The following is a 24,818-nucleotide window of genomic DNA, read 5'->3' as shown; positions in this document are numbered from 1 at the left end:
TTCAGTTCGTTCGAATGTAGACGAGCCGCTAGGCATCGTCAATCCGTATTTTTATTATTCGGAACGAATTGTTTCTAAAAATGGTTAACGCTATGATGCGGTGACACTGCTTTGGAACAGGAGAGGGACGTGATGGAGACCGCAACCCAACAACCGGATCGCCTGGTCGATGCCCGCACCGTATTCGGCATCGACACGGATCTACAGGTGCCGGCGTTCGGCGAGCGAGACGACCACGTTCCCGAGATCGATACGGCCTACCGCTTCAACACCGACGTGACACTGGCGATCCTGGCCGGTTTCATGCGCAATCGGCGCGTGATGGTGCAGGGCATGCACGGCACCGGCAAATCCACGCACATCGAGCAGGTGGCGGCGCGGTTGAACTGGCCGTGTGTGCGGGTGAACCTCGACGGGCATATCAGCCGACTCGATCTGGTGGGCAAGGACGCCATCGTCGTGCGCGACGGCCATCAGGTCACGGAGTTTCAGGAAGGCATCGTGCCGTGGGCGCTGCAACGCCCGGTCGCGTTGATCTTCGACGAATACGATGCAGGGCGTCCCGACGTGATGTTCGTGATCCAGCGCATTCTGGAGCGCGACGGCAAGTTCACCTTGCTCGACCAGAATCGCGTGATCCATCCGCACCCGGGCTTTCGCATGTTTGCCACGACCAACACCGTCGGCCTCGGCAATCTCAACGGCCTCTACCATGGCACGCAGGTGCTCAATCACGCGCAGATCGACCGCTGGAACGTCGTGGCGACGCTCAACTACCTGTCGCGCGAGGACGAAGCCGGCATCGTGCTGGCGCGCGTGCCGGAACTGGACAATGCCGACGGACGCACGCTCATCGACTCGATGGTGAGCGTGGCGGAACTCACGCGCAAGGGCTTCGCGACCGGCGATCTGTCCACGCTGATGTCGCCGCGCACGGTCATCAACTGGGCCGAGAACGTTGGCATCTTCCGCGATGCCGGGCTGGCCTTCCGGCTTACGTTCCTGAACAAATGCGACGAAGCCGAGCGTGCCGTGGTGGCCGAGTATTATCAGCGCGCCTTCGGGGACGAGTTGCCCGCTGACGACGGCAGCCGGTCGCTGCTGGCCGATGCGTCATGACGATGTCCGAGCGCGAGGCGGCACGTCGCGCCGCGCGTGGCGAGGCGCTGTGCGCGGCGACGGTGCGCGCACTGACCGGCGACGCCGCGCTGCATTACAGCGGCGCGCGCCTGTGCCGGAACATGCGGCCGCTGCCCTTGCATGCCCCGCATCTGCAAACGCTGCCGGCGCGCGCGGATCCGCTGGCGACGCTGCGCGGTGCGGCCGACGGCGCGGCGCTTCGACTGCGCCACAGCGATGCGGCGTTGCATCGCCGCCTGCAACCCGACGCGCCGCTCGAGCGGCTGCTCTTCGAGCTGATGGAGCAGTTGCGCTGCGAGACGTTCGTCCCGGCGGGCATGCCGGGCGTGGCGCAGAATCTGCGCGATCGCTTCGAGGCCTGGTCGCGCGCGATGCACGCCGCCGGCGTGGCCGACAATCATGTCGGGCTGCTGCTCTATACCGTCGCCCAGATGGCCTGGTCGCGGCTCACCGGCTACCCGGTCATCGAGGACACGGAAGGTCTCATCGAGGCCACGCGCATGGCTATCGCACCCCAGATCGGCGGCGCCCTCGCGGGTATGCGCCGAACACGTGCCGATCAGGCCGCCTTCGCCGCATATGCGCGCGCGCTGGCCGCCGATATCGCGGGTCTGATTCGCGCCGCCGGCGGTGAGCAGGCCGAGGGCGATGCCAAGGACGAGGAGGACGAGAAAGGCGTGCGCAACGCGTTTTCGCTGTTTCTCGACATGGACGATCAGGAAGACGACGGCATCACGCTCGCGCATTCGGGCGATAGCCGCGTGCTCAAGGCGTCGGCGCAGGGCTACTGCGTGTTCACCCAGCGTTACGACCGAGAGCTGTATGCCGGCACGCTCGTGCGTCGCGCGTTGCTGACCGAATTGCGCGAACGGCTCGACGAGCGCATCGTCGCGCAGGCGATCAACGTGCCGCGGCTTGCGCGCGCGCTCAAGGCGGCGCTGGCGGTGCCGCAGCGCGACGGCTGGTCGTTCGGCGAAGAGCAGGGCCGCATCGACGGACGGCGGCTCGCGCAACTGGTCAGCTCGCCCGCCGAGCGGCGCCTGTTCCGGCTCGAAAAGCACACGTTGATTGCCGAGTCGATGGTCAGCTTGCTGATCGACTGTTCGGGGTCGATGAAGGCGCAGATCGAAGCGGTGGCGATGATCGTCGATGTCCTGTCGCGAGCGCTCGACGCGGCGGGCGTCACCAACGAGATCCTCGGCTTCACCACGGGGGCATGGAATGGCGGACGCGCGCGCACCGACTGGCTCGCGCGCGGCAAGCCAAAATTCCCGGGGCGTCTGAACGAAGTCTCGCATCTGATCTTCAAGGACGCCGTGACGAGTTGGCGGCGCGCGCGCACCGACATTGCGTCACTGTTCAAGGCCGACCTGTTTCGCGAGGGCGTCGATGGCGAGGCCGTCGAGTGGGCGTGCGAGCGGTTGCGCTCGCGCAGCGTCAACCGGCGCCTGCTGATCGTGATTTCCGACGGCAGCCCGATGGACGCCGCCACGAACCAGGCCAACGACGAGCACTATCTCGACCATCACCTGCGCGAAGTCGTGGCGCAACAGCAGGCGCTTGGCGATGTGGAAGTGCTGGGACTTGGCGTCGGACTCGATCTCAGCCCGTACTACCGGAACTCGCTGGCGCTGGACCTGACGTCGGCGCCCGACATGACGATGCTATCGAGACTCGTCGACTGGATCGGCACCGGCGGGCGTCGCGCTCGCGTGTAGTCGGGGCGGCTACGCCATTTCCCGCAACGCAGTCACGATCAGGTGAGCGCCCAGCAGGATCAACGTGAGGAAGGCGAGACGCCGAGTCGCCACGCTCGAGAGCGGTGGCGGACAACGGCGGGCGAACAAGGTGGCGAACGTCACGACAGGTAGCGCAATGGCCGCCTGCCAAGCCATCGACGCGGTCAACTGTCCCGCGAAGGCAACGTAGCTCGTGCGGATCGACGCCGTGACGGCGAACAGCAGAATCAACGCGCAGCGAATCTGCACCAGCGTGAGCGGCTGGCGATAGAAATAGAAGATCAGGGGCGGCCCGGAAATGCCGAACATCCCGCTGAGCAGTCCGCCGAAAATGCCACTGAGGAAGAAGCCGGTGTCGCCCGAGCGTTCGGACTTCGGCGCCGGGCGCAGCGCCGAGCCGATGCCGCCATACAGCACCACCGCACCGAGCAGCAGATGCAGCGCGTTCGACGCCGTGCCGTTCAGGTAATCGAAGAGCAGCACGCCGACGACGACCGACGGCACGATGCCGAGTGCCGCCGCGCGCACGGCCCGCCAGTCGATGTGATGCAGGGTGCCCGGCAGCGCAAGGGCGCTGTTCATCAACGTGACCAGACTCACCAGAATCGCCACGCTCGCCACCGGCGCCAGACCGAACCCGCTGGCGCCGCCCAGAACGATCATGCCCAGCCCGAAGCCCGTGACCGTCTGGAAGTACGTGGCGAAACCCAGCAGCAGCATCAACGGCAGGTAGGCCGCAATGGCGTGCAGCGTCATGGCCGGGTGGCGAGCGGCGAGATTCCGGTGAGCTTGGCCTGGGCGGCCTGTGCCTGCACGCAGGTCACGCCGATCACGTAATAGATGTCGTCGGCGCTGCAGCCGCGCGACAGGTCGTTGGCCGGTCGGTTCAGCCCTTGCAGAAGTGGACCGATGGCCTTCGCCCCGCCGATGCGTTCCGCGAGCTTGTAGCCGATGTTGCCGGCGTCGAGATTCGGGAAGATGAGCGTATTGGCATGGCCCTCGACTTGCGAGTGCACGACCTTGCGCTGCGCAATCTCGGCGACGATGGCCGCATCGAGCTGAACGTCGCCATCGATGGCCAGTTCCGGTCGTGCGGCTTGTACGAGATGGGTCGCTTGCACCACCTTGTCCACGGCCGCGTGCTTGGCGCTGCCGCTGGTCGAGAACGACAGCATCGCCACGCGCGGCGGCTCCATGAGCAGGGCGCTGGCACTGTCGGCGGCGGCCAGGGCGATCTGCGCGAGCTGGGCGGCGTCCGGGTCGACGACCAGGGCGCAGTCGGAAAAGATCAGGCCGCCCTTCATCGTATGGAACGGCTCGCAGAGCATCATCAGGAAGAAGCTCGACACGAGCTTGAACGACGGCTGCACCCCGATGATCTGTATCGCCATGCGTACCACGTCGGCCGTGGTGTTGACCGCGCCGGCGACTGAACCGTCCGCGTGGCCGAGGCGCACCATCATGTTGGCGAAGCCCAGCGGCGCACGCATTTCCTCGGCCGCCTGTTCGCGCGTCATGCCTTTTTTCTCGCGCATGCCGTACCAGGTCTCGGCGAAGGCATCCGTCAGCGGCGACGTGGCGGGATCGATCAGTTCCATGCCGGCCAGGTCGATGTGCGCTGCCTCGGCCGCACGCTGTGTCTTGCCGATGTCGCCCACGAGCAGGATGCGGGCGACGCCTTCGCGCGTGGCCCGTGCGGCGGCGGTGAGCACCCGCGCGTCTTCCGATTCGCACAGGACGATGCGCATCGGTGCGCGGCGCGCCGTGTCGATAATGCGATGGATGGCTTTCATGGTGTCGATGTCAAAAAAAAAAAAGCGCCCCCGGCACCCTCAGAGCCGGGAGCGCTGTCACACGAACGACCTCGACGACGTTAGACGTAGTCCTTGTACTTGTCGAGCATGCGCACCGGCTTGGCCAGGGCGTCGCGACGGAACGGGTCGCCCAGCTCGCGGGTACACATGATTTCGATGATCGTCGTCTTGCCGTGATTCATCTGCAGGTCGATGGCCTTCTTGAGCGCCGGGCCGACGTCTTCCAGACGGTCGACCACGATGCCCTCCGCCCCCATCGCGCGGGCGATGTTGGCAAAGCTCGGGCTATCGAGCTCACCTGCCACGAAGCGGCGGTTGTAGAAGTCCACCTGATTCTTCTTCTCAGCGCCCCACTGACGGTTGTGGAACACCACGGCCGTGACCGGAATGTTGTGACGCACGCAGGTGAGCGTTTCCATCAGGCTCATGCCCCAGGCGCCATCGCCGGCATACGAGATGGCCGGACGGTGCGGCGCGGCAACCTTTGCGCCGATGATCGTCGGGAACGCGTAGCCGCAGTTGCCCCAGCTCATGGCCGCGAAGAAGCTGCGCGGCTTGTTGAAGCGCAGGTAGCTGTTGGCCACCGAGTTGATGTTGCCGATGTCGGTCGACACCATGACGTCTTCCGGCATGGCCTTTTCCAACTCGCGCAGCACCTGGCGCGGATGCAGATACTCACCGCCGTTGAACGTGCGCTCGTGCTTCTGCTCTTCGATCATGTCGAGGCTGTACGGATCGCGCTCGTGGGTCCACTCGTCGAGTTCCTTCTCCCACGCGGCCTTCTCCGTGGCGATCTGGTCGGCGCGAGCGGCACGCGTGGCATCGCACGCGAGGGTGCGTTCGGCCAGACGCTGCGACAGCGCAATGGCCGCCGCCTTCGCGTCACCGCAGATCCCGACCGAAATCTTCTTCACGAGGCCGAGCATCTTGTGATCGGCGTCGATCTGAATGATCTTGGCGTTCTTCGGCCAGTAGTCCATGCCGTGCTGCGGCAGCGTGCCGAACGGTCCGAGACGCGAGCCGAGGGCCACGACCACGTCGGCCTGCGACAACAGCTTCATGGCGGCCTTCGAGCCCTGATAGCCGAGCGGGCCGCACCACAGCGGATGGTTGGCCGGGAACGAGTCGTTATGCAGATAGCTGTTCACGACCGGTGCGCCCAGGCGTTCGGCGAGGGCCTTGCACTCTTCGATGGCGTCGCCCATGACCACGCCGCCGCCCGAGATGATGACCGGGAACTTGGCTTGCGCGAGCAGTTCGGCCGCTTCGTTCAGGCGTTCGTCGCCGCCCGCACCACGGTCGAGGCGTTGCGGACGCGGAATCTCGGCCTTGATCTGGCCGTAGAAGTAGTCACGCGGAATGTTGAGTTGCGTCGGGCCCATTTCGGCCATCGCGCGGTCGAAGCAACGGCCCGTGAATTCGGCCATGCGGGCCGGGTGCGTCACGTGGCCCTGGTACTTCGTGAATTCCTGGAACATCGGGAGCTGCTTGGCTTCCTGGAAGCCGCCCAGGCCGATACCCATCGTACCGGCTTCCGGCGTCACGATCACCACCGGGCTGTGCGCCCAGTAAGCGGCGGCAATCGCCGTCACGCAGTTGCTGATGCCGGGGCCGTTCTGACCGATCACGACGCCGTGACGGCCCGAGACCCGGGCGTAGCCGTCGGCCATGTGGCCGGCGCCTTGCTCATGCACCACCGGGATCAGACGAATGCCGGCCGGCGCGAAGATGTCCATCGCATCCATGAACGCCGAGCCCATGATGCCGAACATCTCGCTCACGCCGTTGGCGACCATCGTTTCGACGAAGGCTTCGGACGGCGTCATGGCCTGCGGGCCACCGTCGGAGGCAGTCAGTTGTTGGGTGGCCGTAGCCGAATCTTTGGCGCTCATGGATGTCTCCAGTGAAAAATAAACGGAACAAATAATTCCGATTTCGTTGTGTAAGTGGAAATCTAGGCGAAGTCAGTGCCGTGGTCAATCAGTATTTTTATTATTTGGTACGTTTTGTATTGAAAAATGAAATTGACTGCGGCGACGCCATAGACCCACGGGGTGTCTGGGGGGGGGCGCTCAGAGCGCCGGGCGGTCTTTTCGGAAGGCGTTCTTCACCGCGATCTTGCCGTCGCGCAAGGTGAAGACGTCGACCATGCGGGCCTCGACGCGCGTGCCGTCGGCCTTCGTGCCGCGGAAGGTCGATTCGGACACGCCGCGATTGCCGGTGGCGAAATGCACGCCCTCGGTCCATGACGCGTCGGGAAAGGTCTCCCACGCCGCCTGGAACGCGGCGCGCACGGCGTCGCGACCCTCGAAGGTGCGGCCCATCATGTCGGGGCCGGCCACGGCGTGGAATACGCAGTTGTCGGTCATGCAGGCCATGAGGGCGTCGATGTCGTGCCGGTTCCAGGCGTCGTTGAAGGTCGTGAGCAACTGGATGTCGGCTAAGTCGTGTTGAGTCGTCATGGCAAATTCCAAAAAAGGCAGAGAGGCAAAGGGATCAACGCGCTTCGTCTTGCGCGTGGTATTTCTGATAAAGGAAGCGCTGGCCGATGCGGCGGAACGGCGCGAAGCCCTGCCACTGCACGGTGCCAAACACATTCGGGTATTGCAGCGCCGAGTCGTAGATCGGCAGGGTCGACGACGGGTCGCGCTCTCCGGCAATGCGTTGTGCGAGTCGGCGTCCGGCATGCGCTGAGAACGACACGCCGTTGCCGCCGTAGCCCACGGCATAGAACAGGCTCTGGCGCGGATCGGGTTGCGTGACGCGCGGCATCATGTCGTGGCTTACGTCGACCCAGCCCCACCACGAGTAATCGACGCGAATGCCGCGCAGCGCCGGAAACTTGCGATGCAGTCCTTCGACGAGCACCGCCATATGCTTCGGATTCTGCGCGTCGGCACCGGTGATCGAGCTGCGGCTGCCGATCTGCACGCGATTGTCCGGCAGCAGACGGTAGTAGTAGCGCAGCGTGCGTGTGTCGGTGATGACCTCGTGGGTGCGGAAGTTCGTCGCGGCGAGTTCCTCGGGGGTGAGCACGCGCGTGACCAGCGAGTTCGACAGAATCGGCATGATCTTGGCGCGCAGGGCCTTGGTCACGTCGTTGCGCGTGTAGCCGCCGGTGGCGAAGGCGACGGCTTTTGCACGTACTACGCCGCGCGGCGTGCGCACGTGATGCACGCCGTTGATCGTCTGGACATCCAGCACGGGCGTGGACGGATGCACGCGAGCGCCGAGGGCGCGGGCCATGCGCAGATAGCCGAAGGCGAGCTTGAGCGGGTGCACACCGATGCCGTCGGGTTCGTGCATCGCGCCGCAGTTTTCCTGGTCGTCGACATACTGCTCGCGGACGTCGTCGCGCGAGAGGATGCGCGTGTCGTAGCCGAACACATCGCGCATGACCTTGGCTTCGCTGCGCAGGAAGTCCATCTTGCGATCGCGGTGCGCGATGTAGAGATGGCCGCCCGGTTGCGGCTCGCACTCCGGCACTTCGGCGATGAGCGACTTGAACGTATTGAAGCCCTCGCGAATTTCGGCATCGAGACGCAGGGCGGTTTCCTTGCCCCAACGTGCGATCCATTGCGAGCGATACAGTCGTCCGCTGGCGTTTTGTCCCTGACCGCCGTTGCGGCTGGTACAGCCCCAACAGGTGCGGTTGGCTTCGAGCACCATGGCACGAATGCCATGCTCGCGAGCGAGGAACAGGGCGGTCGCCAGACCGGTGAAACCGGCGCCGACGATGACCACGTCGACATCGGCATCGCCGGGCAGCGGGCCGTCGTCGGCGGGCGCCTCGCCCGCGGTGGCGACCCAATAAGTGGGCGCATAGTCCATGCCAAGGCCGGGGCTGGCAGAGACTAGCGGATCGTAGAGGGGATCGTATGGCGCAGCTTCGGAGCGCCGATCCAGCGCGAAGGTTTCAATCGTACCCACGGTAGGCTCCTGACGGAAATGTGACCATACTGCCAAGAACATTTTGCCGAGATTAGTACCACCGCCGCTTTGTGATGGTGCCAGTGGAAAGCGGCGCCGCCACAGCGTTTTCGCGGGTCGGCGAGCACGTCTCTGGCGCCACGTGTTTGTTCCATGTGGTGCTAATCGATGCGAACTTTGGCGAAGGATTCTGGGCCAGAAAACCGGTCTCTGATCGTCGTTCGGCGAAGGGGGCCACGCGAACACCGCCGTGCTGGACGATTGCTATGTCGGCGACATCGTCCGCCGTCGGATGGCGGCGCTCAGCACGTTCGCGCTGACCAAGGCAGATCGGGTGAGCGACGCCAAGTTGCAGGCCGTCAGAGAGCGGCTGGCATTGCTTTGGGGGCAACGAAGGTCGCCGTCACGGCGAACCAGAGCGTCGTGCCACCCGGACAAATAAAATGGCCGGCGGCAGAGTCTCTGCCGCCGGCCGTATCGGACTGACCTATCTCAGATCTCGAAACCCGGATCCGGCGAGCGCAGCTTGCGCCAGATCGACCGGACGGTGAACGCCACGAGCAGGACCGTCAGGCTGGCCACCCCCAGGGCGAGCGGCTCGCGCTGGTCCGGAATGAAGGCCATCGCCCCGACAATCGACAGCATGCCGAGAATCGCGACCCAGGTCAGGTACGGGTAGCCCCACATCCGAATCTTGAGCTTGCCCGGCGCCTCGCGCTCCAGCCGCTTGCGCAGCTTCAGTTGAGAGAAGGCGATGAGCACGTACACGAAGATCGCCACCGTGCCGTAGGAGTTCACGAGAAAGGCGAACACCGTATCCGGCGACACATAGGACATCACCACCGCCGCGTAGCCGAACAACGTGCCGATGAGAATGGCGCGAACCGGCACGCCACGCGCATTGAGCTTGGCGAGCGAGCGCGGCGCATCGCCGCGGCGCGTCAGCGCGAAGAGCATGCGCGACGAGGCGTACAAGCCCGAGTTCAGTGCCGAGAGCACGGCGGTCAGCACCACGGCGTTCATGATGTGCGCGGCGGCCGGAATGTGCATCGCTTCGAGCGCGCTCACATACGGCGTGGCCATGCCGGCAGAGTTCCAGGGCACGAGCATCACCACCAGCAGGATCGAGCCGATGTAGAAGAACAGCACGCGGCCGATGACCGAGTTGGTGGCGCGTGCCACGGCTTGTTGCGGCTCGGCGGCTTCGGCGGCGGCAATCGTCACGATCTCCGCGCCGAAGTAGAAGCCTGTCGCCGCGACCGCGCCCGCCATCACCGGGCCAATGCCGTTGGGCATGAAGCCGCCGTGCGAGAGCAGGTGCCCGGTGCTTGCCACTGCGCCCGGCCACAGGCCGAAGACGAAGAGGCCGCCGAGGAACAGGAACACGACGATGGCCGCGACCTTGATCGACGCGAACCAGAACTCGAACTCGCCATAAGACGCCACTGACACCAGATTCGTCAACGTCAGCACGACCAGCAACGTGAGACTGATGGCCCAGGCCGGGATGCCGGGCAACCAGAACTGGATCAGGTTGGCGCCCGCCACAGCTTCGACCGCGACCACGATCACCCAGAAATACCAGTACATCCAGCCGGTCAGGAAACCGGCCAGCTCACCGCCGACCGGCTTGTCGTTCCAGGCGAGTCGCGCGTATTCGTAGAACGATCCCACGGCGGGCAGCGCACAGGCCATCTCGCCGAGCATGCGCATCACGAGCACCACGAGGGCGCCGGTAATCAGAAACGACAGCACGGCCGCCGGGCCGGCGGCGTGCACGACCACGCCACTGCCGACGAAGAGGCCCGCACCGATCACGCCACCTAGCGCGATCATGCTCATGTGCCGTTGCTTGAGGCTCGATTGCAGATGCGTGCCGGGTTCACGATTGGCCATGACGACCTCCCGTGCAGGAATGACCGGCGCGCGCGGCGCTGCCGGAGACGCTGATGGAACGGGGGGAGAGGGAGAACCGGGGGGGGATGACCGATACGACCGATGCGACAACGTGCCGCTCACGGGCAAGGCGCCCGACTTGCAATGTCTCGACTACCACACAACCTCCTGAATACCTTGTTTGACCGCAGGTGCGGCGGGGGGAGCCGCCCTGCGTCTTTTGTAATGACCAACGGACCTGCTTACGTCTTGTCAGACCTTGCCTTTCCAGGGCACCAGCACGCGCTCGAGGTAGCGCATGATCAGATCGAAGCCGAAGGCGAAAAAGCCGATCACGATGATCCCCATGATCACGATGTCCGACGCGAGGAATTCCGCCGCGTTGAGCACCATGAAACCGAGCCCGCTCGACGCCGCCACCATTTCGGCGGCCACCAGCGTTGTCCAGCCCACACCGATGCCGATGCGCATGCCGGTGAAGATTTCCGGCAGTGCCGACTTCACGATCACATGCATGACAATCTGGCGCGGCGAGGCGCCCATCGAATACGCGGCGTGAATCTGTTCCATCGAGACCGAGCGCACGCCGGCACGCGCCGCAATGGCGAGCGGGGCGAAGATGGCCAGGTAAATCAGGAACACTTTCGAGAACTCGCCGATGCCGAACCAGATGATGACGAGCGGCAGGTAGGCCAGCGGCGGCAGCGGGCGATAGAACTCGATCGGCGGATCGAACACGCCGCGGCCGATGCGCGACACGCCCATCAGAATGCCCACCGGGATGGCGGTCACACAGGCCAGCGCAAAGGCGCCGAAGACGCGATAGAGACTCGCGAGCGTGTGCTCCCACAGCGTCGAGCCGGCAAAGCCTTCGGTGGCCACCTGAATGAACTTCTCGACGATGGCGCGCGGTCCCGGCAGGAACAGCGGCTTGATCATGCCCGACGACGTAATGGCGACCCAGAGCAACAACAGGACAAGCACGGTCACGACACTGATCGCCAGGCTGGGGCCTTGGCCCGGGGCGCCGAACGATTCACCGGCCTTGACCGGACGCGGGGCAAACATGCGGGCGAAGACACCGCGCCGGCGCGGCGTGCGGGCCGAGACAGCCGGGCGGCGTGCGCCGGGGGCGTTGGCGGCCGCGGTGGGCGGCGTGGGGTGAGGGGTGACGGGTTTGGTCATCATGGTGTTCTCTCCTGCGACGATCAGGCTGCGACGGCACTGGCACCCGACGTTGCCGTCTGGCCCGCACGTTCGTCGCCGTAGATGATGCTGAGCACAGTCTCGCGCATGGCGATGAAATCTGGGCTGGACTTGATGGTGCGCGCGTCACGGCATTCGAGATAGCGCTTGTTGAAGTCGAGTTCGTAGGTGTGCGTGATGCGTCCGGGGCGCGGCGACATCACGATCAGGCGGCTGGCGAGGAATAGGGCTTCTTCGACGCTGTGCGTGATGAAGAAGATCATCTTGCCGGTCTCGCGCCACACGTCGAGCAGCAGTTCCTGAATGGTTTCGCGCGTGAGCGCGTCGAGCGCGGCCATCGGCTCGTCCATGAGCAGCATCGACGGATTGCAGGTGAGCGCGCGGGCAATGCCGACACGCTGCTGCATGCCGCCCGAGAGCTGGTAGATCATGTGATTGTGGAAGTCCTGCAGCCCGACCAGGGCGAGATTGCGCGCCGCGAGCGCCCGCCGTTCGGTCTTGGGCACGCCTTGCAGCTTGAGCCCGAACTCGGTGTTTTCCATCACATTGAGCCACGGCAGCAGGGCGTGCTTCTGGAACACCACGCCACGGTCGGCGCCGGGGCCTTCGATGGGGGCGTCGCCGAGCAGCAATTCGCCGGACGTGGGGGCGATGAAGCCCGCCATCAGGCTGAGCAGCGTGGTCTTGCCGCAACCCGAGGCGCCGAGCGCCACGACAAAATCTCCGGGTGCGATGGTCAGATCGACGTGTGCGAGCGCCTGCACTTGCTCGCCGGGACGCCGGCCGGGATAGACGACGCTGACGTCGTTGACGATGAGTTGTTCCATGAAGCCCTTCTCCTGTCGATCGAGTGATCGGGGAGGGGCGGTCGCGCCGGAAGCATTTCGGCGTGACGGCCCCGGCACGGCTTACTTCAGTTTAAGCGCGGCGTCGACATAGTGCGACGTGACATACGGCGTGTAGTCGGCCTTGACGGCATCGATCTTCTGCTGGCCCTTCAGGAACTCGGACGTATCCTTGAGGGCCTTGGCGGCACGGCTGTCCTTGCCGCCCCCCAGCCATTCGGCCGAGGCCTGCTGCTGGGCCGACGGGAAGGCGTACAGCGAGAGCGCACCAGGAATGTCTTCCGGCTTGCCGCCGATCATCTTCACGATGGCCTTGACCTGCGGCGAGGTGGCCGTCCAGGCCGCCGGGTTCTGGCGATAGGCCGCGTCGGCGTCGGCGATGACCTTGACGAACTTCGCCATGAAGTCGGCATTTGCCTCGCCCCACTTGCGGTCGACGGCGATGCCGTCGAACGTCGGCTTACCCTGCTTGGAGAGTTCGCCGGACGTGATCAGCACATGACCGCTCTTCTTGATCTGCGCGAGCGCCGGATCCCAGACATAGGCGGCATCGATGTCGCCGCGCTCCCATGCCGCCACGATCTGGTTCGGCTGCATGTTGAGCACCTTCACCTCGGTCGGCTTGATGCCCCATTGCTGCAGCGCGAACATCGTGTGGTAGTGCGTGGTCGAGACGAACGGCACGCCGATTTTCTTGCCCTTCAGGTCGGCGGGCGACTTGATGTTCGAGGCGTTGCGCACGACCATCGCCTCGGCCTGGTTGATGTCGTCGAGAATCCAGAACAGTTGCAGGTCGAGCCCTTGCGAGACGGCGGCGGCCATGGGGCTGGAGCCGAGTACGCCGATCTTGATGTCGCCCGAGGCGAGGGCCGTGGCAACCTTGGCGCCCGACTCGAACTGGCGCCAGTGGATCTTGTAGCCGGTGGCCTTCTCGAACTCGCCGCTGGCGATGGCGACCAGCCACGGATCGACGATCTGCTGGTACGCGATCGTCACCTCTTTTTCCTGCGCCTGCGCCGTCGAAGGCAGCGTAAGCCCAAGCGTCAGGGCAGCAGGGAGCGCAGCTGCCGCCAGTGCGGTGGCGGCGAACACCCGTCGCAGCCGGTTCGGAAGTCCATTCATGGTTCACCTCTAATCGGAAAGTTTTCGGTAGAACACTCGGGTTTGACGCAAATGGTGTGATGAATCGGCGCCAAGTGATTGCATCATTGCCGCCAGCCTTTTTGTTCGTTAGAGCCAGTTGGCTGCATTTGATGATGCCAACTAGTCCAGCGGACCTGGAGTCGGCCGGGAAGCCGCATGAATGCTGGAATTCACCCCAATTTCCAGCGACTGCGGATAAACCCCAACTCGGAATGGATGTCACCGTCACTTGAGTAATAATTGACGTTCTGGACGGAATTGTTGAGAGGGGGCGCGATGTCGAGCCGGATTTCCGCGGCAATGTGGAACCAGTTGTTTCAGATGTCGGCGCGCGCCGGCATGGGTCTGCAGAGTCAGATTCGCCAGATGCTGGTCTCGGCGATTCTCGACGAGCGACTCATGCGTGGCGCTGCGGTGCCGTCGTCGCGCGAATTGGCCGAAGGACTGGGCGTGGCGCGCAACACGGTGGTGCTCGCTTATCAGCAACTGGTCGACGAGGGCTACCTGATTGCCCGGGAGCGGCGCGGGTACTTCGTCAACGGCGATATCCTGGCGCCCCGAGTGGGATCACAGCACGCACCTGCGCATGACACGCCGGAATGGGTGGCTGGCACCATTGCGCCGCGCGATCCGGCGACGCCGGACTGGGAGGGACGCTATGTGGTGCGTCCGTCGGGGCAGCGCAACATCGTCAAGCCGATCGACTGGCAGAAGTATCAGTACCCGTTCATTTACGGCCAGTTCGATCCGACCATGTTTCCGACGGCGGACTGGCGCGAGTGTTGCCACAAGGCGCTTACCGTCATGGAGATTCGCGACTGGGCACCGGACATGATCGCGCGCGACGACGAGACGCTGATCCAGCAGATTCGCACGCGCGTGCTGCCGCGACGCGGCGTGTGGGCCGACGCCGACGAGATCGTGCTCACCAATGGGGCCCAACAGGCGCTCTATCTGCTGGCGGATTTGCTGGTGGGGGCGCACACCACGGTGGGGATCGAAGACCCGGGCTACCCGGATGCGCGCAACATCTTCGCGATCCGCACGCCCAAGTTGGTGGGCTTGCCCGTGGACGCGTCGGGTTTGCCGGTCGACGACCGCCTGTCGCAGTGCGATTACGTGTACGTGACGCCATCGCACCAGTGTCCGACGACGACCACGATGCCACTGGCGAATCGCGAGGCGTTGCTGCGTCGGGCGGAAACCGATGACTTCGTGGTGATCGAGGACGACTACGAGAGCGAGAACAGCTATTCGGACATTCCGATTCCGGCGCTCAAGAGCCTGGATCGCAGTGACCGCGTGATCTACATCGGGAGCTTGTCGAAGTCGTTTGCCCCGGGGCTGCGGCTGGGGTACATCGTGGCGCCGGCGGCGCTGGTGGCGGAGTTGCGGGCGTTGCGCCGCCTGATGATTCGGCATCCGTCGGCGTTCATTCAACGCTCGTTCTCGATGTTCCTGGCGCTGGGCCATCACGACGCCTTGCTGCGTCGTCTGGCGGACACCTATGCGAAGCGCGCCGAGGTGCTGAGCGCCGCGCTTGCCGCGCATATGCCTGAGGTGTCGTTCGTGCATGTGAAGGGCGGGGCGTCATGCTGGGTGCAGGGACCGCCGACGCTGAACGCGAATGTGCTGGCGGCGCGCGCGAAGTCGCGCGGCATTCTCATCGAGACCGGCGACATTTTCTTCATGGGCGACTCGCCGCCGCTCAACCGGTTCCGGCTCGGCTTTTCGTCGATACGGCTGGAGCACATCGAGTCGGGCATCATCGCACTGGCCGAGGCGCTGCGCGAGACGATGTTGGAGGGGTAGGGGGCAGGCGTAGGGCGCGGTGCGTAGGTAGCGGGTGTTGCTTGCCCATGTTATGTCGGTAAGCGCCATCTTCGAACACGGAGGCCGGCAGGAAGCATGGATAGCAAGCGCAAGCACCGGGCGACGCTCATTGGATTGGTGGCCGTGGTGTTGTGAAGTTCGACCGTCGCGCTGATTCGCGGCGTGAGCGAGAGCTTCGGGCCGACCGGCGGTGCGGCGATGATGTACACGGTGGCCTCGGTGTTCCTGCTGTTCTCCGTCGGCTTCCCGCAACTCAAGACGTTCCCGAAGCGATGTCGGTATTTGGGCAGTCTGCTGTTCGTGGCCTATGAGTTTTGCCTGTCGCTGTCGATCGGCAATGCGAACAACGCGCAGCAGGCGATCGAAGTCGGCATGGTCAACTATCTGTGGCCGACGTTCACGCTGATCGCGGCCATCATCTTACTTTGCTGGACGGCAACGCGATCGCGACGGTAGGCAGGCTTGACGTCGAAGGCGGTTGAAGTGAGGGAGTGAGCGGTCGTCAACGGTACGTGTCGAACAACGAAGCGCGTATCCCAATGGCCGGTAATGCCCGCGGGAGCGGTTCGCGTTCAGGCGCGATCCGTACGCCGATATCGAAGGATGCGCGAGACGACCGAACTTACCTGGTCATTGGCGCTGTCGATGGCGAAGTCGTGCCCGAATACCGGCCGTGTCAACCGGGTCAGAACGCCGCCCGTCGGCATTTCCACGGCGAGCCGCGCCCCTCGTTCATACGCATGACGAGCGGTGTCGTACCAATTGACCTGCCGGGCCATGTTCCAGGCGAGATCGTCTGCAATGTCGTCGGGGCGAAAAAGCGCGCGGGCCCGGCAGCAACTGACGTAGGTCATCTTTGGCCGCTGGAAGCGAACCTTCGCCGTGGCTTCTGCCAGCGTGCTCGCCTGGGCCGTGAGCAACGCGCAATGCGACGGCACCGTCATTGCCAGACGAGTCGCCTGTGAGGCACCGGCCTTCGTGGCTCGCTCCTGCACAAGACTCAGCGCCGCATCGTTGCCCGCGACCACGACCTGATGTTCGGCATTCAGATTCGCGACATAGGCCGGCGAGTCATCGGCGTGCACCGTCTGCACAATGTCCGCCACTGTCACCGCCGATAATCCGGTAATCACCGTCATGCCGTAGCCGCTTGGATAGGCCGTCTCCATCAAGCGGCCCCGCAAGTGGACGAGACCCAGCGCGTCCCTGAACTCCAGCACCCCTGCCGCGACCGCTGCCGTCCACGCCCCTATCGAGTGGCCCGCCACCAAGTCCGGTGTCGCCCCTTGCGCGGCGAGCGCACGTGTCATCGCGACGCCCGCGATCAGCAGACTCAACTGGACGGCGGTTGTTGAGCGAAGCGACTCGGCACTGCAAAGCACCATCGGATCGATGCCGAGCGCATCGCGCGCTTCGGCCAGCGTCGATTGGACCTCCGGCGTGTCGGGCAATGCCCCCAACATGCCAGCGCGCTGTGCCCCCTGGCCGGGATAGGTGAACAGAACGCTCATGCCGCATCTCCGAGGTCGCCCCAAGGATCGACAACCAGCGTCGGACCTCCGTCGGTTTTCACAAGCGTGCGAGGCGGCGAGCGCAGCCATTCGCGCAGCGAGAAGCCGCCGCGCCCGGTATCGATCTGGATGTCGATGCGGCAGGTTCTGTCGCGCGCGATCCATGCGAGCGCGTCGCATTGCGCGTCGGAGGGCGGAAACGGCAGGCGGATGAGAAGGTCGAGATCGCTTTGCGGATGCAGGGCCGGCAAACCGCTGGCCAGCGTAAAACCGACACCGCCGGTCGGTCCCCAATGCAATCCCAGCGCATTGAGGGCCGGGGCGAGATCACGCAGCGCGCGCAAGCAAGGCAGTGGTGTCGTGGGCGCAATCCGCGCGACGTGTTCGAGCAGCGATTCCGGCGAGACGATGCGGCGCACCGATCGGCGCGGCACGTGAGCCGCGACGCGCTGGTCTCGAGACGTCCCGCGCAACCCGACCGGTACAAGGTCGGGTTGCGCGAGCGGCGCCCGTCGCACGACGGCCGGCGCACCGGTGGCCAGCGCACCCCTCACCCACCCGGGCACCGCCATCCCCTCCGGGAGCGCAACATCGTCACACCAGAGAAGATCGTGGGGCCGCAGCGGTGAACGTTGCGCCGCGCTGTCAGACGTCATTGCACAATGGCCTTCGTCGCAAGAAACAAGACCGACGGTCCAAGCAGACATCCCAAGCCCGTATGGAAGGTTGCAACGAGCGCGCCGTAGGGCACGAGTCGGCGATCGGTGGCCGCGAGGCCCGCCGACACACCGCTCACGGTGCCAGCCAGGCCGCCGAACACCATGGCGGCGCGCGGGTTGTCCAGCGCCAGCAGACGCGCGGCAAACGGTGTGCCGACCATGACGATGATGGCCTTGATGAGCCCTGCGGCAATCGACAGGGCCATGACGTCGGAACTGGCGCCGATCGCGGCACCCGTCACCGGGCCGACGATGTAGGTCACCGCACCGGCGCCGATGGTGGTCATGCTCACGGCGTCGGTGTAGCCGAACGCATGAGCCAGTGTTGCCCCGACGATGAAGGGCAGCACGGTGCCGAGCAACAGCGACACAACGCCAATCAGACCGGCCTTGCGGGCTTCCGACACCTGCACCTCGAACGCGGTGGCAACGATCGCGAAGTCGCGCAGCATCGCACCGCCCATCAGCCCGATACCACTGAACAGCGAGACGTCCGCGAGCCCCTTTTGTCCCCCGGAGGCCAACCCACCCCAATAGGCCAGTACAAGGCCGATCATGATGGCGATGGCCGAGCCGTGCACGCGACCGAACGTCAGCCGTCGCGACAACCACATGGAAAGCCCCATGATGATGCCGATGAGGGCGAAGGCGGTGACCAACCCGTTGTGATGCAAGACCTTCTCGAACATGGATAGCATGACGGATATCCTCTCAAGCGTTGCTTTGTGCCGCTTCGGACAACGGCGGTAGCGGCTGCGCGTTGCCCGTTCGGTTGATCAGCGCGATGGCGACGCCGCAGACGAGCACGGCACCGACGGCGGCAAGCAGCGCGACCGGCCCGCCGCGCAAGGCGGTGACGACATCTTGCTGTGTCGCCATGGCGACCACGACGGGGATGTACATCGCACCCCAGAAAGAAACGCCGGCTTCGGTCGCCGCCGGCATGAGGCCGCGCCGGTGTAGATAGAGCCGAGCGAAGATCAATAGCAGCATGGCAATGCCAACGCCGCCGACATTGGCTTTCACGCCGATCGCCTGGCCGAGCAGATCGCCAAGGAAGATGCCGGCGAGATGGCAGATCGCGAGTAGGGTCGTACCGTAAATAATCACTTGCTGTCTCCTGGGGGAAGCAACGACGAATCGTCTTTTCTGGTGTTATGGCAAGCGACGAGTCGTCGGGGTTAAGGGCGAAACGTGAAGCGGATATCCGACATCCGGGCCGGCAATCGCTCTCCAGGCGCGCGGCGGTGAGTCGGTGAGTTGGCCCGGCACATGCGCCGGGCGGTCAGGGGTGAGCTACCAAAGTGCCTTCAGTCGCTCGCGAACGGTTGAGGACGCCTGTCGCGAAGGGGCGCCGAGCCGGCTGGAGAGCCCGCGCGACGGATCGGTCCGGATATCCGCCATCGCTTGCACCAGTACGTCGCGAACTTCGCCGACATCCTGGGGATCGGGATGTTGGGCGGAGCCGACCTTCAGCAGACGCCAGAGAAGGCCCAGCGACGCGAAGTTGGCAATGTCGTAGGCCATCGGGGGAATGGTCTCGGCCAGCGCTTCGAGGTCATCGACCGAGCGCTGCGTGATGCGCGCGGCGGCGGCCTTCCCCATGGCGTGGACCATCACCCCCGCGTCGTCGAGCGCGATCAGACGATTCGCCTGATAGCCATGCGCGAGAAACGCGCCCGACATCGCTCGCCCGACGATCAGGCCGATCACCGGGTGACCGGCCAGACGCGCCGCGGCATAGGCGTCGGCCGCCGCCGCCAGGGCGAGATGGATGCCGAAGGCCTCTTCGCGGCGTCCGTAGGCTTGGCTCGCCACATCGACGATGGCGACGATGGCGCATTTGCGCTCGGTGTCCCGGTCGCGTGCGATCACGTCCCGCACGGCGCGCGCCAGTTGCCATCCTTCGATCAGTCCGACTTCGCCATGTCGTGCACGGGGAAAGCGGTTGTTCGCGTCCGGAACCACGGCGATGAAGCGTGCGGAAGCGTCGGCCAGCGAGGCGTCCACGACCTGCAACGTGCTGCCGTAGTCATCGGTGTCGGTGCGGCGCGCTGCGTCGGATGTCAATGCGTGTAACCACACAGCGCCTCGTGAGGCGTGTTCGGAAAGGCTCATGAGGGGTCTCCTGCGCGGGCGGGCGCGTAAAGCACGCGCACGTCTTCGGGCGAGGGCTGGTTCGTCACATCGACGTGCATCAGCCGCTCAAGGTAGTACTCGATTTGTTCGCTGCGCTGCGGCGTGCGGGCGTCGGCGCGCAGCCATGCAAGCACCTGTGCGCGAATCGCCGTGGTGTCGTCGTCGAGGCAGGCGTCGACAAGTCCTGTCGCCTGGCGCTGTTCCCCGCCCGTCAGGCCCCAGATAAACGGTCGATCGCGCGAGTCGTATTCCTCGATGCCGGCCTCCTGCTCGATGACGGACGGTCCGTTCAGGCCAAGCCGGGCTTCCCGCGTGACCAGCAGATGGCTGCACATGCCGGCGGCGATGCTCATGCCGCCGAAGCAGCCGACCACCCCGGCGGAGATGCCGATGACGGGTCCGAACGTTCTGAGTTCATGAATGGCCGCATGAATTTCCGCGATGGCGGCGAGGCCGAGATTGGCTTCCTGCAGGCGCACGCCTCCAGTTTCGAAGACGATGACGGCGCGCGTCGGGATACCCCGGCGGTTGTCTTCGGCGGCAAGCTCGAGGGCGCCTGCGATTTTCGCGCCGGAGACTTCCCCCATGCTTCCGCCCTGAAACGCGCCCTCGATGGCGAGGACGACCGCCGGTTGCGAGTCGAGCGTGCCGCGAGCAACAACGACGCCGTCGTCCGCCTGCGCGACGATGCCTTGTCGGGGCAGCCACGGCGAGGACAATCGTTCGAACGGATCGACGAGTTCGCGGAACGTGCCGGGGTCGAGCAGAGCGAGGGCGCGACGGCGCGCGTCGCGTTCGATGAAACTGTCTCGTTGTATCGGAGTATTCGTCATCTCGATGGGCCCTTACCGAGTGGATTCGAGGGCTTCGCGCGCTTGCTCGAGGCGAAGGCGAACGACAGCCGGGGTCGCGCCGAAATCGTTGATTTCCACGTGCAGCGCAGGCCAGGCATGCGATGCGAAGATGCGCTCGAGCTGCGCTTGCCAGATCGCGGACATGCCATTGACCGAGGTCGTGACTTCGACATCGATGCGCCCTGGCTCGTCGGGAGTCAGCAGCACTTCCAGGTCGCCCGAGCCGACGACACCGACGCAGGTTCGGCCTGCGCTCGGTGCGCCGCCTGAGAAATGAAATTGAAGTCTTTCCATGAACGGGCTTCCTAAAGACTCAGAAACGGTGATTCGTTAAGCCGCGACGGCGACCCTTTTGCGGGCAGCCGGTCGAGGAACAGGGCGGCGGCCAGCATGTCGGCGGCTCCGCCCGGCGAGATGTGCCGAGCCAGCATGTCGGACTCGAGCTTTCGAAATTGGCGTCGGCCGTCCGAGGTCGACAGGCCACCACTCGCGCGCACGGCGCCGGCCCCGGCCTGCATCGCCTGCAGGGCGTCGGGACCGCCGCGCGCCAGCACGCAGGTGTCGTCGAGCGTGGCCATCACGGCGAGCAGGGCGTCGATGCGGGCATGATCCTCGCGCATGCCTGCCGCGCGGGCGCGCCTGAGTGCGGGCAGCGCGACCTTCGTCACGTGCGGAAAGCCTGCCCATGCCTGACCTCGCGCACCGCCCACGCCATAGTCGAGGCAGGCGCGTTCGCCCTTGTGTCCTGTGGCGCACGGGGCAAAGCGGTCGGGCAGGCGCGCGAGCGTTCCGGCGCGACGCGCGACGGCATTGGCGCTCCGGGCGTTGGGCGCTTGCGCCGCGGCCGTGATCAAGAGGCCCAGTGCCCAGATGGCGCCGCGGTGGGTGTTCACGCCACCGGTCGCCGCGAGCATTGCGGCTTCTCCGAGGCGTCCTAGACGGCCGATCTGTTCGCGCAGGCGCATCGGGTTGTCGATCAACACGCCCGCCTTGGCCATGGCCTCGAACGTCGGCCGCAAGACATTGGCGGACTGCACCATCAAACCCCACGTGAGATCGTGATGCGCGCCGCAGCCGCGAACGTCGACGAGGCCCGGCTTGGGGGACAGCGTCACCTCGTCGATCAGTGCAGACTCGACGAGCGTGGCGAGTGTCGTCGCCAGTTCGATCGGCTGGGACGGCGACTCGATCCGTCGAATCAGGGTCTTGTCCATTACCAGCTCCGAAAGCGCGCGGGCGGTTCGTAGAGTCCGCCCGACCACTCCACCAGCTCGCCGATGCTCTTGGCGGCGAGCAACTCGCGGCTCGCATCCGTGCGGCGAATGCCCAGATCTTCCGGCAAGGCGATGAGGCCGTCGCTGCGCATCTTCGCCGTCTTGGCCGGGTCGTGCTTCAGCCCGATCGCGGTGACGCCGGCGACCGCCGAGATCATGGCGCGCCGCTCTTCCAGCGAGCGTGCCTTGTAGAGGTAGGCGATGCCGTCCTCGGTCAGCAGGTGGGTCACGTCGTCGCCGTAGATCATCACGGGAGCGAGCGGCATGCCGCTTTGTTTGGCAACTGAGACGGCGTCGAGCGTTTCGACGAACGTCGGCTTGCCGCCTTCCTGGAACGTCTCCACCATCTGGACGACGAGCTTCTTGCCGCGCTCGAGCAGGGTGTCCGGCTGCGTCATGTCGAGCCAGGCCGGCGTGGCGTGACGACGCCCGCGCGGGTCGTGCCCCATGTTCGGTGCGCCGCCAAAGCCGGCCAACCGGCCGCGCGTCACCGTGGACGAGTGCCCGTCGCCATCGACTTGCAGCGTGGCGCCGATAAACAGATCGACGGCGTACTGTCCTGCCAGTTGGCAGAGCATCCGGTTGGAACGAAGCGACCCGTCGCGGCCGGTGAAGAAAACGTCCGGGCGCGCGGCCACATAGCGCTCCATGCCAAGCTCTGTGCCGAAGCAATGCACGCTTTCGACCCATCCCGTCTCGATGGCGGGGATCAGCGTCGGGTGGGGATTGAGCGTCCAGTTCCGGCAGATCTTGCCTTTCAGTCCGAGGCGCTCGCCGTAGGTCGGCAGAATGAGTTCGATGGCCGCGGTGTTGAAGCCGATGCCGTGGTTGAGCGACTGAACGTTGTGACGTTCGTAGATGCCGCGAATGGCCATCATCGCCATCAGGACGTGCACGGGTTTGACCAGCCGGGGATCGCGCGTGAACAGCGGCTCGATGAAGAACGGCTTGTCGGCCACGACAACGAAATCGACCCACGACGCCGGAATGTCGACGCGCGGCAGGTCGGTCACGTCGTCGACGATCTCGTTGACCTGAACGATCACGATGCCGTCGGAGAATGCCGCGGGCTCCACGAGCGCCGGTGTGTCTTCGGTGCTGGGGCCGGTGTAGATGTTGCCGGCGCGGTCGGCCTTGAAGCCCGCCACGAGGACAACGTTCGGGATCAGGTCCACGACAAGCCGCGCGTACAGTTCGATGTAGGTGTGGATTGCGCCGACCTCCAACTGTCCGTCGGCAAGCAACTGACTGATGCGCAGGCTCTGCGGCCCGGCAAAGGAGAAGTCCAGCTTCCGGGCGATGCCAGCTTCGAAGAGATCGAGGTGTTCTGCGCGACCAACGCTGGGCATGATCATGTGCAGGTCATGCACGACGCCCGGATCGACTTGCACCAGCGAGCGCGAGAGGAAATCCGCCTGCTTCTGATTGTTGCCTTCGAGCACCACGCGGTCGCCCGGTGCGATCAGCGCTTGCAGGGCGGCCACGATGTCGCCGGTCTCGATCACCTTGCCACTGGCAATGCGGCGGGCGGCCGTGAGGCGGCGCGCCTTTTCGTCGCGCCGGCGACGCCATTTCGCCGGGATTGTGGGCATCTCTTGCATGTCGGAGGCTCCAGCCATTGAGTCGTCAGTAGCCTCTAACGTATGCGTCAAAACCCTTCGTTTCAATCAACTTAGGTGTCGTTTTATTAGCTTCAGAGTAATAATTGGGTGGTTCGAAGCGAACGTACCGAAACGAAGCGAGGCGCGAGCATGGCAATTGACGACGGCATCACCCTGAAGAAGCTGGAGGTGTTCCAGGCGTTCATGGCGCTGGGGAATATGGCCCGGGTGTCGGAAGTGCTGGGGCAGAGCACGGTGAGCGTGCACCGTGCGCTCCACTCGCTGGAGGCTGGCCTCCGGTGTCCGCTGTTCAAGAAGGACGGTCGAAAGCTGATTCCGTTGGCAACCGCGTACGTGTTCTCCGAGCATGCGGCGCGCATGCTGAGCGAGTGCGAGACCGGTGTGCAGCGTACGCGCGAGGCGGCCGGATTCACGTCGACACGACTCAAGATCGGCGGGCTGTACTCGATGACGGTTGGGACGATCCCGCGATTGCTGGTCGGGTTGAAAATGCGCCGACCCGCGTTGGATATCGATCTCACGCTCGGGTCGAATCGCGATCTGCTGTCGAAGCTCGATGACGGTTTGCTCGATGCGATCGTGATTGCTCTGGGGGCGCCGCCAAAGAGTCCGGACCTGTTGGTCGTGCCCATGTTCGAGGACGACATTCTCTTCGCGGCGCCGCTGGGCTCGCCGTATGCGAAAGAGACGGCCATCGACCTCAGGGCCGTGCGTCATGAGAAGTTCGTGTCGCTCGGCGACGAATTCGCGACGTATCACGATTTCAGATCGGCCTTCGATCTCGCGGGATTCGCGCCGGACATTGCGATGCAGGTGGGCGATATCTTTTCGCTGATCAATCTCGTGAGCGGCGGCATCGGGTACGCGCTGCTGCCGCGACGCGTGGCGGATTTCAGTCCGAAGGTGCAGTTGATTCCGCTCGCCGAGCGCTATGCGCGCAGCCAGAATATCGTTCTGGTGCTGCCGAAAAACCGTGAGCGCGATCCGAATTTGCTGGCCCTGAGCGCGGAGTGTCGCATGCTCAGGGCGTAGGCGTCAGGACGCCGCTCGATATATTGGTGCGGTTGAAGGCATTCGATCGCGACGCACTGGATCAACGATACGCCGCCACCGCACCGCAATCGGCTCCAGTCGTCGGACGAACCCGATGCGC

The 24,818-nt window shown here is 64.9% G+C and carries 22 protein-coding genes and 1 pseudogene; 5 read left to right on the top strand and 18 right to left on the bottom strand.

Annotated features, from left to right (window positions below; genetic code table 11):
- The first annotated feature begins 132 nt into the window (after window positions 1-132).
- A complete protein-coding gene (locus tag PEP31012_RS05325; RefSeq protein ID WP_150588301.1) occupies window positions 133-1,119 on the top strand; it encodes an AAA family ATPase in 987 nt (328 codons plus the stop codon).
- Window positions 1,116-2,858, top strand: coding sequence for a cobaltochelatase CobT-related protein (locus PEP31012_RS05320; RefSeq protein ID WP_150588300.1), 1,743 nt, complete (start codon window positions 1,116-1,118; stop codon window positions 2,856-2,858). The genes PEP31012_RS05325 and PEP31012_RS05320 overlap by 4 nt, the downstream gene beginning before the upstream one ends.
- A 9-nt stretch (window positions 2,859-2,867) precedes the next feature.
- On the opposite strand, the gene PEP31012_RS05315 is transcribed toward PEP31012_RS05320, so the two are convergent.
- The 9 genes from PEP31012_RS05315 to tauA form a co-directional block, all read right to left on the bottom strand.
- The gene (locus tag PEP31012_RS05315; protein WP_150588299.1) at window positions 2,868-3,635 is read right to left on the bottom strand and encodes a sulfite exporter TauE/SafE family protein; all 768 of its coding nucleotides are present in this window, start codon (window positions 3,633-3,635) and stop codon (window positions 2,868-2,870) included.
- Window positions 3,632-4,672, bottom strand: coding sequence for a phosphate acetyltransferase (gene pta, locus PEP31012_RS05310; protein ID WP_150588298.1), 1,041 nt, complete (start codon window positions 4,670-4,672; stop codon window positions 3,632-3,634). Before pta ends, PEP31012_RS05315 begins: the two co-directional genes overlap by 4 nt.
- Before the next feature lie 80 nt (window positions 4,673-4,752).
- Window positions 4,753-6,585 (bottom strand): sulfoacetaldehyde acetyltransferase, encoded by a 1,833-nt coding sequence (xsc, locus tag PEP31012_RS05305; protein ID WP_174978127.1) that lies wholly within the window; start codon window positions 6,583-6,585, stop codon window positions 4,753-4,755.
- Between the two features lie 180 nt (window positions 6,586-6,765).
- Window positions 6,766-7,155, bottom strand: coding sequence for a nuclear transport factor 2 family protein (locus PEP31012_RS05300; RefSeq protein WP_150588297.1), 390 nt, complete (start codon window positions 7,153-7,155; stop codon window positions 6,766-6,768).
- A 34-nt stretch (window positions 7,156-7,189) separates the two neighbouring features.
- Window positions 7,190-8,623 (bottom strand): NAD(P)/FAD-dependent oxidoreductase, encoded by a 1,434-nt coding sequence (locus PEP31012_RS05295; protein ID WP_174978126.1) that lies wholly within the window; start codon window positions 8,621-8,623, stop codon window positions 7,190-7,192.
- Window positions 8,624-9,115: 492 nt separating this feature from the next.
- On the bottom strand, window positions 9,116-10,519 hold the full coding sequence (locus PEP31012_RS05290) for an amino acid permease (RefSeq protein WP_150588296.1): 1,404 nt from the start codon (window positions 10,517-10,519) through the stop codon (window positions 9,116-9,118).
- 252 nt (window positions 10,520-10,771) lie between these two features.
- Window positions 10,772-11,704 (bottom strand): ABC transporter permease subunit, encoded by a 933-nt coding sequence (locus tag PEP31012_RS05285; RefSeq protein WP_425494932.1) that lies wholly within the window; start codon window positions 11,702-11,704, stop codon window positions 10,772-10,774.
- Window positions 11,705-11,727: 23 nt separating this feature from the next.
- A complete protein-coding gene (locus tag PEP31012_RS05280) occupies window positions 11,728-12,552 on the bottom strand; it encodes a taurine ABC transporter ATP-binding protein (protein WP_150588295.1) in 825 nt (274 codons plus the stop codon).
- A gap of 81 nt (window positions 12,553-12,633) precedes the next feature.
- A complete protein-coding gene (tauA, locus tag PEP31012_RS05275; protein ID WP_150588294.1) occupies window positions 12,634-13,692 on the bottom strand; it encodes a taurine ABC transporter substrate-binding protein in 1,059 nt (352 codons plus the stop codon).
- A 297-nt stretch (window positions 13,693-13,989) separates the two neighbouring features.
- Between tauA and pdxR the strand changes: the two genes are divergently transcribed.
- Window positions 13,990-15,525 carry a MocR-like pyridoxine biosynthesis transcription factor PdxR gene (pdxR, locus tag PEP31012_RS05270; protein ID WP_150588801.1) on the top strand — a complete coding sequence of 512 codons (1,536 nt, stop codon included), beginning with the start codon at window positions 13,990-13,992 and terminating at the stop codon, window positions 15,523-15,525.
- 96 nt (window positions 15,526-15,621) lie between these two features.
- Window positions 15,622-15,966: pseudogene (locus PEP31012_RS05265) on the top strand (drug/metabolite transporter permease); the annotation flags it as partial.
- A 152-nt stretch (window positions 15,967-16,118) separates the two neighbouring features.
- Here the strand turns inward: PEP31012_RS05265 and mdcH are convergent.
- From mdcH to mdcA, 9 genes are all read right to left on the bottom strand, one after another.
- Entirely contained in the window at window positions 16,119-17,057 is a 939-nt protein-coding gene (mdcH, locus tag PEP31012_RS05260) for a malonate decarboxylase subunit epsilon (protein ID WP_150588293.1), read from the bottom strand.
- Window positions 17,054-17,713 carry a malonate decarboxylase holo-ACP synthase gene (locus PEP31012_RS05255; protein ID WP_174978125.1) on the bottom strand — a complete coding sequence of 220 codons (660 nt, stop codon included), beginning with the start codon at window positions 17,711-17,713 and terminating at the stop codon, window positions 17,054-17,056. Before PEP31012_RS05255 ends, mdcH begins: the two co-directional genes overlap by 4 nt.
- A complete protein-coding gene (gene madM / locus PEP31012_RS05250; protein ID WP_150588292.1) occupies window positions 17,710-18,474 on the bottom strand; it encodes a malonate transporter subunit MadM in 765 nt (254 codons plus the stop codon). Before madM ends, PEP31012_RS05255 begins: the two co-directional genes overlap by 4 nt.
- 13 nt (window positions 18,475-18,487) lie before the next feature.
- The gene (gene madL, locus PEP31012_RS05245) at window positions 18,488-18,886 is read right to left on the bottom strand and encodes a malonate transporter subunit MadL (protein WP_150588291.1); all 399 of its coding nucleotides are present in this window, start codon (window positions 18,884-18,886) and stop codon (window positions 18,488-18,490) included.
- A gap of 186 nt (window positions 18,887-19,072) precedes the next feature.
- Window positions 19,073-19,894, bottom strand: a complete 822-nt coding sequence (mdcE, locus tag PEP31012_RS05240; protein WP_150588290.1) for a biotin-independent malonate decarboxylase subunit gamma — start codon at window positions 19,892-19,894, stop codon at window positions 19,073-19,075.
- Entirely contained in the window at window positions 19,891-20,748 is an 858-nt protein-coding gene (locus PEP31012_RS05235; RefSeq protein ID WP_150588289.1) for a biotin-independent malonate decarboxylase subunit beta, read from the bottom strand. Before PEP31012_RS05235 ends, mdcE begins: the two co-directional genes overlap by 4 nt.
- A gap of 12 nt (window positions 20,749-20,760) precedes the next feature.
- On the bottom strand, window positions 20,761-21,063 hold the full coding sequence (locus tag PEP31012_RS05230) for a malonate decarboxylase subunit delta (protein ID WP_150588288.1): 303 nt from the start codon (window positions 21,061-21,063) through the stop codon (window positions 20,761-20,763).
- A gap of 11 nt (window positions 21,064-21,074) precedes the next feature.
- The gene (locus PEP31012_RS05225) at window positions 21,075-21,983 is read right to left on the bottom strand and encodes a triphosphoribosyl-dephospho-CoA synthase (protein WP_150588287.1); all 909 of its coding nucleotides are present in this window, start codon (window positions 21,981-21,983) and stop codon (window positions 21,075-21,077) included.
- Window positions 21,983-23,644 (bottom strand): malonate decarboxylase subunit alpha, encoded by a 1,662-nt coding sequence (gene mdcA, locus PEP31012_RS05220; protein WP_150588286.1) that lies wholly within the window; start codon window positions 23,642-23,644, stop codon window positions 21,983-21,985. The genes PEP31012_RS05225 and mdcA overlap by 1 nt, the downstream gene beginning before the upstream one ends.
- Window positions 23,645-23,794: 150 nt before the next feature.
- On the opposite strand from mdcA, the gene PEP31012_RS05215 reads away from it, so the two are divergent.
- Complete coding sequence (locus tag PEP31012_RS05215) at window positions 23,795-24,697, top strand: LysR substrate-binding domain-containing protein (RefSeq protein WP_150588285.1); 903 nt, start codon at window positions 23,795-23,797, stop codon at window positions 24,695-24,697.
- The last annotated feature ends 121 nt before the right edge of the window (window positions 24,698-24,818 follow it).

The organism is Pandoraea eparura (assembly GCF_902459725.1).
Lineage (GTDB): Bacteria > Pseudomonadota > Gammaproteobacteria > Burkholderiales > Burkholderiaceae > Pandoraea > Pandoraea eparura.
Note: the sequence above shows the minus strand (reverse complement) of the source record. Positions and strands in the feature narration are given on the sequence as shown.